Raw genomic sequence first — 11693 nt, 5'->3', positions numbered from 1 at the left:
GACACAGGTCAGCGAATACCACACGCCCACAACACAATCAGGCGATCACGCGCCCCAACCCCACCCCACCTGAACTCCTTCCACGGATCCAGGCTGAGGTGCGAGGAGCGCCAGCGACGAGCCACGAAGGGCGCGTCCCGGTCACGTCCGGTCGTTGCCACCGCCGGAGGGCAGGAAGCGGAACACGCGATCGTCGGTGGGCTTCGCTGAACCCACCTCCTTGTTGACGGTCGCCACCTGCAGCAGCCCATTGGGGAGCGCGGCCATCCGGCCGAGCGCACCGTACCGCCGGTCGAGCACGACAGCAGGAGCGGTGATCGTCGGCTCCTCGCGAGTGGGCTCGTTGATGGCCTCGATCCGTTGGGTGCGCGTCGTCGAGACGAAGATGCTGCCGCCGGCGACCCCGCAACCCGCGATCTGCGGCCGGTCCGGCCACGTCCACAGCACCTTGGGCCCGCCTTCTTCGAGCACCTGCACGCGATCCTCGGTGGCCGTCTGGTCGGCGACGTAGACCGTCCCCGTGGAAGCGTTGGGACACAACGCCACCGACGACCCGAAGCCGGATGCGAGGATCGCCGGCCGAGGGCCGTCGCCAGAGGTGAACGAGGTCACCAGCAGTACCTTGCCGGCGAGGGACGACGGATCGTCCGCGGCCGCGGGATTCCCCGCATTGCCGGTGGCGACGACGAGTTCGGTCGGCGACCGGAAGTACATCGCGCCCATGTTCCCGGTGGCGCCCTTGGGGATGCCGGTCAGGATCGGCTTGGGCACGTCTCCCGGTGCCAGGCGGACGATGCGGTTGTCCGACGGGGTCGTGATGTAGGCGTAGATCAACCGGTCCTGAGAATAGGTGGGGGAGTAGGCGAAATCGATCAGACCGCCGTCACCGGACGCATCGACCGGCGTCTCTCCCAGGGTCCGGGCAGGCCCGTAGCGTTTGGTTGTGATGATCTTGCCGGTCGTACGTTCGGCGACCACGGTGACCTCGCCCTGCTCGTCGCCGGGCATCACACCGCCGGTGGACGCGAGGCACGTCGCGATCACCGCGGGGTCGGGGTCGACGCACGGGCCGGTCGGTGGCGGTTGCGTCTCGCGCGGGGTCTCCGGCGGTGGCGTCGGTTCGGGCTGGCCGCTCGGCCGGTTGTTGGGGCTGAACGCACCCGCCTCGCGTTGATTGTCCTGGGCGCTGAAGTCCGCGCAGCCGCCGACCAGCACCACGACCGCCGTCAGCAACGTCACCAGCACTCGCCACCGGGCCCACACCCGGCGGTCCGCCGTCGCGGCTGAACTCGTCCGGGCATCGTCGCGCGTGCCCGTCGGGCGCCCCTTCCACATGCCGTCCACAGTAATGGTGCTCCGGGTGGCGGTGCCCCGAGCGTAGTGCCCCGACTCACCCCGTCGGGGTCCGGTGACCGCAGTCCGCGAGCCTCTAGAGTCGGGCGTGTGAGCGAACGCGACACGTCGGGCACCAGCGAGCGCGACACACCGGCGACGAGCCCCTACGACGAACCGACCGGACAGATCCCGGTCCCGGGCGGCGCGACCGGCGCACCCGGCACCGGACCCGGGGCGGGCAGTTCGAGTCCCGACGCCGGCCCGCCGACGCCACCCGCGGTGACCGACCGAGACGACTTCTACAACCGGCACGCCCGGCGGTCGCCGGCCCCCTACTCCCGGGTGGACGACCTCGACGACCTCGATCCCGGCGACGTCGAGACCCGTTCGGTCGCCGCTGGTCCGGCCGCGACTCCTCGGCCCGGCCCGGCGCCGACGCGACCGGTCGCGGCGACCTCACGGCCTCCCGCCGGAACGGGTGCACCGTCCGATGACGACTTCGAGACCGTACAGTTCGCCAAACAGCCCGGCCCCGCGCGCGTGCAGACCGCCGACGACGCGGTCACCACCCCGGAGCCCGCCCTGCCGCCGGTCGGCACCGCGCGCTACGACTTCGTCGATGACGACGACGATCTGATCTCCCGCGCCCGAGCGCACGACGCCGCGTCCGACACCGAGGTGCTCGACGACGAGCCGCGCGGTCGACGTCGGTTCGGGCGGCGCCGAACCGACGACGACACCGATGATCGGCGCGGTGCCGGGGCCGACGACGACCTCGAGGACGCGCTCGCGAAATCGCGGCGCGGCACCATCGACCTGGGTTTGCTGCTGTTGCGTGTTGCGCTCGGCGGCCTGGTCGGTGCGCACGGCCTGCAGAAGCTCTTCGGGTTGTGGAACGGTCCGCGGTTGAGCGGCTTCGAGTCCATGCTCGTCGACGCCGGCTTCACCGCCGACTACGCCCAGATCCTCGCCATCGTCGGTGCGCTGTCGGAGACGATCGGTGGACTGATGGTGATCCTCGGGCTGCTGACCCCGATCGGGGCGTCGGCGATCCTCGGCACCATGCTCGTCGCCGCGGCCTACAAGATGTCGATGGCCGATGGCTTCTCGTTCTTCGCCGCCGCCGGCGGGGTCGAGTTCGAGCTCTTCCTCGCGGTGGCCGCGGCGGTCGTCATCCTGACCGGCCCGGGTCTGTACTCACTCGACTATCCGCGGGGTTGGGCGCGACGGCCGTTCGTCGGCTCGTTCCTCTGGCTCATCGTCGGCGTGGCGGCAGCCGTCGCGGTCTGGGTCCTGGCCAACGGGAGCAACCCGCTCATCTGAGTCGGCACCGACACAGAACGCGGGGGACGTATCGGAATCCGATACGTCCCCCGCACTCTGTGGTGAGGAGTCAGTCGACCTGACGCACCGCGCCGCGGTCGGCCGACGTCGCGAGCTTGGCGTACGCGCGGAGTGCGGTGGTCACCGTGCGCTGACGGTCCTTCGGCTGCCACGGCCGTTCGGAGGCCTCCATCTTGGCGCGGCGCTCGGCGAGCACCTCGTCGTCGACCAGGACCTCGAGGCGGCGGGTCTTGACGTCGATGAGGATCGGGTCGCCGTCCTCGACGAGTCCGATGGCACCACCCGACGCGGCTTCGGGGGACATGTGACCGACCGACAGGCCCGATGACCCGCCGGAGAACCGGCCGTCGGTGATGAGGGCGCACTTCTTGCCCATCCCGGTGCCCTTCATGAAGGCTGTCGGATGCAGCATCTCCTGCATGCCGGGGCCACCCGCGGGACCCTCGTACCGCACGACGAGTACCTCGCCGGCCTGGATGGTCTTGGAGAGGATGACCTGGACGGCGTCTTCCTGGCTCTCGACGACACGGGCCGGGCCCTCGAAGTGCCACAGGTCCTCGTCGATGCCCGCGGTCTTCAGGACAGCGCCGTCGGGGGCGAGGTTGCCGCGCAGCACGCACAGACCGCCTTCGACGGTGTAGGCGTGCTCGAGGTCGCGGATGCAACCGCCTGCGGCATCGGTGTCGAGCGAACTCCACCGGTTCGACGTCGAGAACGGAGTGGTGGTGCGGACGCCGCCCGGTGCGGCGTGGAAGAGTTCGACGGCCTCGTCGATAGCCTTGCCGCCGCGGATGTCCCAGTCGTCGAGCGCTTGGGCCATGGTCGGGGTGTGCACGGTCGACGCGGTGTCGTCGAGCAGGCCCGCGCGGCGCAGTTCCCCGAGGATCGCCGGGATTCCGCCGGCCCGGTGGACGTCCTCCATGTGGTAGTCCGAATTCGGCGAGACCTTCGACAGACACGGCACGTTGCGGCTGATCTCGTCGATGACTCCGAGGTCGAAATCGGCGACCTCTCCCTCCTGCGCGGCGGCGAGGATGTGCAGGACGGTGTTGGTCGAACCGCCCATCGCGACGTCGAGGGCCATCGCGTTGCGAAACGCGGTCGGCGTGGCGATGTTCCGCGGCAGCACCGATGCGTCGTCGTCGCGATACCAACGTGTCGCCGCATCGACGACGACCGTGCCGGCGCGCGCGAACAGGGCGCGGCGGGCCTCGTGGGTGGCCAGCGTCGAGCCGTTGCCGGGCAGTGCCAGTCCGAGAGCTTCGGTCAGACAGTTCATCGAGTTGGCCGTGAACATGCCCGAGCACGAACCGCACGTGGGGCACGCCGACCGCTCGACCTCGTCGAGTCCGGCGTCGTCGACAGCACTGTTCGCCGACGCCGAGATCGTGGTGATCAGGTCCGACGACGGATGTGCGACATCGCCGACGACGACTGCCTTGCCGGCTTCCATCGGCCCGCCGGAGACGAACACCGTCGGGATGTTCAGGCGCATCGCGGCGTTGAGCATGCCGGGAGTGATCTTGTCGCAGTTGGAGATACACACCAGCGCGTCCGCGGTGTGGGCGTTGACCATGTATTCGACCGAGTCGGCGATGATCTCGCGGCTGGGCAGCGAGTAGAGCATGCCGCCGTGACCCATCGCGATGCCGTCGTCGACGGCGATGGTGTGGAACTCCCGCGGCACGCCACCGGCGGCCCGCACGGCCTCGGCCACGATGTCGCCGACGTCCTTCAGGTGCACATGCCCCGGCACGAACTGGGTGTAGGAGTTGGCGATGGCCACGATCGGCTTGCCGAAGTCGTCGTCGGTCATCCCGGTGGCGCGCCACAGGGAGCGGGCGCCGGCGGCTTCGCGGCCGACGGTGGTGGTACGTGACCTCAGAGCAGGCATGGGTTCCTCGAATCGATCGTGTGGCTCAGGCGGCCCGGCGCGATCGGACGTGCGGTGACGGACCGGCGCCGGACTCTTCGGCTCAACACCGCGACCCCGGGTGTGTTCCCACGGGCTGTGGCCGGGGGTGAAACTGTGTTGACGGGCGCCGCCTCGCTGAGGGTGGGCGTGAGGGAGCACCGAGAAGCAGGCTACTCCGCTGTGACGATGGGTAACAAAACCATTCGGGCGTGCGGGCCGGGCCGCGCCGGTGCCGTCCTCGGTCGGGGTCAGATCCCCAGCACCGTCTTGGCGATCGAGAAGTAGAGGAGAAGGCCGGTGGCGTCGCAGAACGTCGAGATGAACGGCGTGGAGAACACCGCGGGATCGACGCGGATCGACTTCGCGATCAGCGGCATCACGCCGCCCACGGTCGCGGCAAGGGTGCACACCGACAGGATCGTCAGGCCGATCACCACACCGATCTCGAGGCCGTAGACGAGTGCGGCGACGGTGAACCCGGCGAGTCCGAGTAGCGCGCCCATGGTCAGTCCGACGCGGACCTCCTTGGCGGCGACGCGGGCGACGTCGCGCGGGGCGACCTCGTCGGTGGCGAGTGCGCGGGTCACGGTCGTCGCCGCCTGCGAACCGGTGTTCCCGCCGATCCCGGTGAGCAGCGGGATGAACAGTGCCAGCGCGACCCGCTGCTCGAGGGTGCCCTCGAAGATCTCCAGCACGTTGACGGTGAGGATCGCCGACACCGCGAGCACGAACAGCCACACGATCCGGGCGCGCGTGATCGACAGGATGGACGAGAACAGGTACGGGTCGCGGAGGGGTTCACGCGCGCCCGCACGGGCCTCGTCGGTGTCCCGGGCCTGCTCGACGACGTCGACGGCATCGTCGATCGTCAGGACGCCGACCAGGCGGCTGTCGCTGTCGACGACGGGCATGGCGAGGATTCCCCGGTCCACACACCTCTGTGCGGTGGCCTCGGCGTCATCCTCGGCATGAGCGAACATCGGCTTGTTCATCAGGTCGTGGACGGGTTCGGCCGGGTCGGCCAGGAGGAGGTCGCGCAGGCTGACCACACCGCACAGCGAGCGAGCGCCGTCGAGGACGGGCACCGTGTAGATCGTCTCCGCGGCGTGTCCGCGTTCTCGCACGCGGGCCAACGCGTCGCCGGCCGGTTCGTCCTCTCGGGCGTGGACGAACTCGGGACTCATCCGACGCCCCACCGAACCGCGCGGGTAGCCGAGAACCACCGCGGTCATGTCGCGTTCGGCCGGGGTTAACTGCTGGATCAGCGACTTGGCGACTCCCGCGGGCAACTCGTCCAGCAACTCGGCGCGATCGTCGGGGTCGAGGTGGTCGAAGGCGGCGGCCACGTCCGCGGTGCCCAGATCGTCGATGAGGCGGCGCTGCGAGCCGGCCGACAGATCGTCGAACACCTCCACCGCGAGGTCCTTGGCCAGCAGACGGAACGCGACGCCACGGGACTTGTGGGGGAGCCGGTCGAGCAGGGCGGCGATGTCGCCCGCGGGCATCGCGGACAGCGTCGTCCCGACGTCTGCGAGGCGACCTGCCGAGATCAGTTCGTCGAGTTCACCGGCGTCGAATGTTCGGGTGTGCTCCACGGCCGCACTCTATCGCCGGCAGGTGGAGGCCTCTGAGACCGAGCGGAGTCGGATCCGTGCCGGAAACGAGGAGACCGTGACTACTCGGCAGAGCGGGCCGCCTCGAAGGGGTCCGGAATGCGGCCACCACTGACGAGCGACAACGCGGGAAGATCACGGAAACCGATGGCGGGCAGACGAACTCGACTGCCATCCGTCAGGACCGCACGCACCGAACTCCACTTCGGGAACTGCAGTCCGGCGATGTCGGACCAGGCGATCTCGGTGGTCGAGAACATCCGCACCGAGGTGAGTCCGTTCTCGGTGACCACGGTCCGCAACCGGTGGATCCACAACCAGACCAGGACCGGGACGATCAGGGCGAAGGCAAACCACGGGGAGGCGCCGACCAGGAGCACGACCACCAGCGCGGCCATCGGGACCGTGAAGTAGGCGGTCCGGTTGATACGGAACGTCACCGGATAGTCGAATGCGACGTCGTCGGCAGGGGTCGCGCTGGTCTTCGGGTCTACGGGGTCGGTGGAATCAGTCGGCACCGCTCCATTGTGCCAACCGGCCCCGAGGCCTCTCGCCGACGGGTTCGTCGCGCCGGACCGAAATCGAAGGTGCGCAGACAACCGACTCGACCAGTGTTTTCCCAGATGGTGAGACGGCGTGGTCCGGAGTTTGACTCAGAACCGAACACAGTCCTACCGTGAACCCGTGATGCAGAACGGGATCCTCGTAGTAATCGGCTGGCGCGTCTTCGCCTGACCGGTCACCTCGCAGACCCCCAACCGGCATCGACGCGCCACCCTCGAACAGCGGAAGCTGTCGGGGGTTTTTTCATGCCAGGTACTTCCATCACCGATATCGGATTCCACAACCAAGATGAGGATCGTGCAGTGAGCGCACCAACAGCACGCACCGACGCCGGCCGCAACGAGCCGACGCGCAACGCAGGACTGCGGCAGCAGTCTCCGGCGGCGGGCAACCTCCGTGCGGTAACCCAGCACACCGTTGCTCCCGAGCGTGTCAGCGGCGCCCAGTCTGTGGTTCGTTCCCTCGAGGAGCTCGGTGTCGAGGTCGTCTTCGGCATTCCGGGTGGCGCGGTCCTGCCGGTTTACGACCCGCTGCTGGACTCGCAGAAGGTCCGCCACGTCCTCGTCCGTCACGAGCAGGGCGCAGGTCACGCCGCGACCGGGTACGCCCAGGTCGCCGGACGCGCCGGCGTCATGATGGCCACGTCCGGTCCCGGTGCCACCAACCTGGTGACCCCGCTGGCCGACGCCCAGATGGACTCGGTGCCGGTCGTCGCGATCACCGGCCAGGTCGGTCGCGCGCTCATCGGCACCGATGCGTTCCAGGAAGCCGACATCTCGGGTATCACGATGCCCGTCACCAAGCACAACTTCCTGGTCAGCCGGGCGATCGACATCCCGAAGACCATCGCCGAGGCGTTCCACATCGCCGAGAGCGGTCGTCCCGGCGCGGTCCTGGTCGACATCCCCAAAGACATCTTGCAGGCGCAGACCACGTTCTCCTGGCCGCCGCAGATCGACCTCCCCGGTTACCGTCCGGTGACCAAGCCCCACGGCAAGCAGGTTCGCGAGGCGGCCCGCATGATCAACGCCGCGAAGTCGCCGGTGCTCTATGTCGGCGGCGGTGTCATCAAGGCGAACGCGTCGGCCGAGCTGCTGGAACTGGCCGAGCTGACCGGCATCCCGGTGGTCACCACGCTGATGGCACGCGGCGCGTTCCCCGACAGCCACCAGCTGCACCTGGGCATGCCCGGCATGCACGGCACGGTGGCGGCGGTCGCGGGCCTGCAGCGCAGCGACCTGCTGATCACCCTCGGAGCACGCTTCGACGACCGGGTCACCGGACAGTTGTCGTCGTTCGCGCCGAACGCCAAGGTCATCCATGCCGACATCGACCCCGCCGAGATCGGCAAGAACCGGCCCGTCGACGTGCCGATCGTCGGTGACTGCAAGGCGGTCATCGCCGAGCTCACCGAGGCGCTGCGCGAGGAGCGGGCGACCAGCGGCTCGACTCCCGACATCTCGCAGTGGTGGTCCTACCTCGACAACCTGCGTCGGACCTATCCGCTGAGCTACGACCGTCAGACCGACGGCTCGATGTCGCCGGAGTTCGTCATCCAGGCCCTCGGCAAGGCCGCCGGCCCGGACGCGGTGTACTGCGCAGGTGTCGGCCAGCACCAGATGTGGGCCGCACAGTTCATCTCCTACGAGAAGCCGCGCACCTGGCTCAACTCCGGTGGTCTGGGCACGATGGGCTACGCGGTGCCCGCCGCCATGGGCGCCAAGGCCGCCGACCCCGACGCCGAGGTCTGGGCGATCGACGGTGACGGCTGTTTCCAGATGACCAACCAGGAACTCGCCACCTGCGCGATCGAGGGCATCCCGATCAAGGTGGCGCTGATCAACAACGGCAACCTGGGCATGGTGCGTCAGTGGCAGACGCTGTTCTACGAAGAGCGTTACTCGAACACCGATCTGTCGACGCACTCGCGGATGATCCCGGACTTCGTCAAGCTCTCGGAGGCGCTGGGCTGCGTGGCCTTCCGCGTCGAGCGCGAGGAGGACGTCGACGAGGTGATCGCGAAGGCGCGGGAGATCAACGACCGCCCGGTGGTCATCGACTTCATCGTCGGCAAGGACGCCCAGGTGTGGCCGATGGTCGCCGCCGGTACCGGCAACGACGAGATCATGGCCGCCCGCGACATCCGGCCGCTGTTCGACGACGACGAATCGGCGTCGGGTCCGGTGGAGATCCACCAGGCGATGGATGGCCATCAAACGGTCGACAACGCGCCGGCCGATCGCGCAAACCAGAAGGACGAGCAGTGAGCACCACCCATACCCTCAGTGTCCTGGTCGAAGACCGACCCGGCGTCCTCGCGCGGATCTCGGCGCTGTTCTCGCGGCGCGGATTCAACATCGAGTCACTCGCCGTGGGCCCCACCGAGCTCAAGGGCATCTCGCGGATGACCATCATGGTCTCGGTAGAGGACTTTCCCCTCGAGCAGGTCACCAAGCAGCTCAACAAGCTGATCAACGTGATCAAGATCGTCGAGCAGGACCCGGCGAGCTCGGTCTCGCGCGAGCTGATGATGGTCAAGGTGCGGTCGGATTCGACGGTGCGCACCGAGGTCATCGAGGTGGTGAACCTGTTCCGCGCCAAGGTGATCGACGTCTCGCCCGAGTCGCTGACGATCGAGGCCACCGGCACGTCGGAAAAACTCGAAGCACTTCTGCGGATGCTCGATCCGTATGGAATCCGGGAGATCGCGCAATCGGGCGCGGTGACCCTCGGTCGGGGACCGAAGAGCATGTCGGCCAACCGCTGACAGAGAATCCCGCTGTCGTCGCGCTCATCTGAGCATCGGCGAGGAGCGACAAGGGAATTACGAATCCCGACGGATTCCGAGAATCCGCCAGGGACACCACATATCGAAGGGAAACATAGTGGCCATCGAACTGTTCTACGACGACGACGCGGATCTGTCGATCATCCAGGGTCGCAAGGTCGCGGTGATCGGCTACGGCAGCCAGGGCCATGCGCATTCGCTGTCGCTGCGCGATTCCGGCGTCGACGTCGTGATCGGTCTGCGTGAGGGCTCCAAGTCGAAGGCCAAGGCCGAGGAGCAGGGCCTCAAGGTGCTCACCGCATCCGAGGCCGCCGCCTGGGCCGACGTCATCATGGTGCTGGCGCCCGACACCTCGCAGGCGAAGATCTTCACCGAGGACATCGAGCCGAACCTGCAGGACGGCAACGCGCTGTTCTTCGGCCACGGTCTCAACATCCACTTCGGCCTCATCAAGGCGCCGGAGAACGTGACCGTCGCGATGGTCGCCCCGAAGGGCCCCGGCCACCTCGTGCGCCGCCAGTTCGTCGACGGCAAGGGCGTTCCCGCGCTCATCGCCGTCCACCAGGACCCCAAGGGCGAGGGCCAGGCGCTTGCGCTGAGCTACGCCAGCGCCATCGGCGGTGGTCGTGCCGGAATCATCAAGACCACGTTCAAGGAAGAGACCGAGACCGACCTCTTCGGCGAGCAGGCCGTGCTGTGCGGCGGCACCGAGGAACTGGTCAAGACCGGCTTCGAGGTGATGGTCGAGGCGGGTTACGCCCCCGAGATGGCCTACTTCGAGGTGCTGCACGAGCTCAAGCTGATCGTCGACCTCATGTACGAGGGCGGCATCGCGCGCATGAACTACTCGGTCTCGGATACCGCCGAGTTCGGCGGTTACGTGTCGGGCCCGCGGGTCATCGACGCCGACACCAAGGAGCGCATGCGCGGCATCCTCACCGACATCCAGGACGGCACCTTCGTCAAGCGCCTCGTCGCCAACGTCGAGGGCGGCAACAAGGAGCTCGAGGGCCTGCGCAAGGACAACGCCGAGCACCCGATCGAGGTCACCGGCAAGAAGCTGCGCGACCTGATGAGCTGGGTTGATCGTCCGATCACCGAGACCGCCTGAGTCGCAGCGGTATTGCGCTGAACGTAGCGCCGACAGCGGGTCCGCACCGATGTGGTGCGGGCCCGCGTGCGTCTCCGCAGACCCACCCCTTTTCGGCAAACCCACCGGGGTCGCGGGGTGAGGAAATACCGAAAATGGGTGGGTTCGGCTCGACGGGTTTAATGTCTGACTCGTGGACAGCCAAGGGATCGTTCTGCCACCGCCGGTCTATGTCGACGTGGAGCGTGTTGCGACATATGTTCTCGAGCCGGCGGGGCACACCGACATCGATGTGGTGATGTGCCACGGGACTCCGTGGTCGGCGTACGTGTGGGCCGGCGTGGCGCAACAGATCGGCCTCGGTCGCCGAGTCTTCCTGTGGGACATGCCTGGATACGGGCAGTCGATGGTCACGGACGCACCGGTGGATCTGGCGACCCAGATGTCGAGATTCGCTGTGCTGCAGTCTCAGTGGGGTCTGACGCGGCCGCACGTGATCGCACACGACATCGGGGGCGCGGTGGCACTGGGCGCGCATCTGCTCCACGGTCGCGAGTACGCGTCGTTGTTCCTCTGGGACATCGTGACTCTCGATCCGTGGGGGTCGCCCTTCTTCCGACTGGTCGCCGACAACACCGAGGTCTTCGAGCAACTTCCCGACCCCTTGCACGCGGCGTTGGTGCGCGAGTACATCGCCGGTGCCGCGCGGCACCGGCTGACGGACAATGACCTCGACGAGCTGACTCGTCCGTGGCTCGGCGGGGACGGCAAGGCCGGGTTCTATCGTCAGATCGCGGCATTGCGGCCGGAGCATACCAGACCCGTCGCGGAACGCCTGTCTCAGGTTCGATGCCCGACGCGGATCGGCTGGGGCGCCGACGATCCGTGGATTCCCGTCGAGCAGGCCACGCAGCTACGAGACCTCCTGCCCGACCGCCGCGACCCCGTGATCCTCGACGGTGTCGGACATCTCGCACCCCTGGAGGTGACGGCAGCGGTCACCCGGGAGATCGAGGACTGGCTCGGGGTCACCCGGTGACCGAA

9 protein-coding genes are annotated in these 11693 nt (G+C 68.0%); 5 read left to right on the top strand and 4 right to left on the bottom strand.

All coding sequences use genetic code 11. From position 1 onward, the window contains the following. Positions 1-141 precede the first annotated feature (141 nt). On the bottom strand, positions 142-1335 hold the full coding sequence (locus ACFUEJ_RS19455) for a PQQ-dependent sugar dehydrogenase (protein ID WP_388031272.1): 1194 nt from the start codon (positions 1333-1335) through the stop codon (positions 142-144). Positions 1336-1443: 108 nt separating this feature from the next. On the opposite strand from ACFUEJ_RS19455, the gene ACFUEJ_RS19450 reads away from it, so the two are divergent. Next, positions 1444-2658 (top strand): DoxX family protein, encoded by a 1215-nt coding sequence (locus ACFUEJ_RS19450; RefSeq protein WP_137809001.1) that lies wholly within the window; start codon positions 1444-1446, stop codon positions 2656-2658. Between the two features lie 70 nt (positions 2659-2728). Here the strand turns inward: ACFUEJ_RS19450 and ilvD are convergent, their stop codons facing one another. The 3 genes from ilvD to ACFUEJ_RS19435 form a co-directional block, all read right to left on the bottom strand. Continuing rightward, positions 2729-4573, bottom strand: coding sequence for a dihydroxy-acid dehydratase (ilvD, locus tag ACFUEJ_RS19445; RefSeq protein WP_065632696.1), 1845 nt, complete (start codon positions 4571-4573; stop codon positions 2729-2731). 269 nt (positions 4574-4842) lie between these two features. Continuing rightward, positions 4843-6189, bottom strand: coding sequence for a magnesium transporter (mgtE, locus tag ACFUEJ_RS19440; protein WP_065632697.1), 1347 nt, complete (start codon positions 6187-6189; stop codon positions 4843-4845). A gap of 80 nt (positions 6190-6269) precedes the next feature. Continuing rightward, a complete protein-coding gene (locus ACFUEJ_RS19435) occupies positions 6270-6725 on the bottom strand; it encodes a PH domain-containing protein (protein WP_068972332.1) in 456 nt (151 codons plus the stop codon). 348 nt (positions 6726-7073) lie between these two features. Between ACFUEJ_RS19435 and ACFUEJ_RS19430 the strand changes: the two genes are divergently transcribed. From ACFUEJ_RS19430 to ACFUEJ_RS19415, 4 genes are all read left to right on the top strand, one after another. Further along, the gene (locus ACFUEJ_RS19430; protein ID WP_058252142.1) at positions 7074-9038 is read left to right on the top strand and encodes an acetolactate synthase large subunit; all 1965 of its coding nucleotides are present in this window, start codon (positions 7074-7076) and stop codon (positions 9036-9038) included. After that, complete coding sequence (gene ilvN, locus ACFUEJ_RS19425; protein ID WP_058252141.1) at positions 9035-9538, top strand: acetolactate synthase small subunit; 504 nt, start codon at positions 9035-9037, stop codon at positions 9536-9538. The genes ACFUEJ_RS19430 and ilvN overlap by 4 nt, the downstream gene beginning before the upstream one ends. A 118-nt stretch (positions 9539-9656) precedes the next feature. Next, on the top strand, positions 9657-10670 hold the full coding sequence (gene ilvC / locus ACFUEJ_RS19420) for a ketol-acid reductoisomerase (RefSeq protein WP_065632699.1): 1014 nt from the start codon (positions 9657-9659) through the stop codon (positions 10668-10670). A gap of 172 nt (positions 10671-10842) precedes the next feature. Then, a complete protein-coding gene (locus ACFUEJ_RS19415; protein ID WP_226513657.1) occupies positions 10843-11688 on the top strand; it encodes an alpha/beta fold hydrolase in 846 nt (281 codons plus the stop codon). The last annotated feature ends 5 nt before the right edge of the window (positions 11689-11693 follow it).

The sequence above is a fragment of the Gordonia sp. NPDC057258 genome, from assembly GCF_042668985.1.
Lineage (GTDB): Bacteria > Actinomycetota > Actinomycetes > Mycobacteriales > Mycobacteriaceae > Gordonia > Gordonia hongkongensis.
This window is presented reverse-complemented; position numbering and strand designations above follow the sequence as displayed.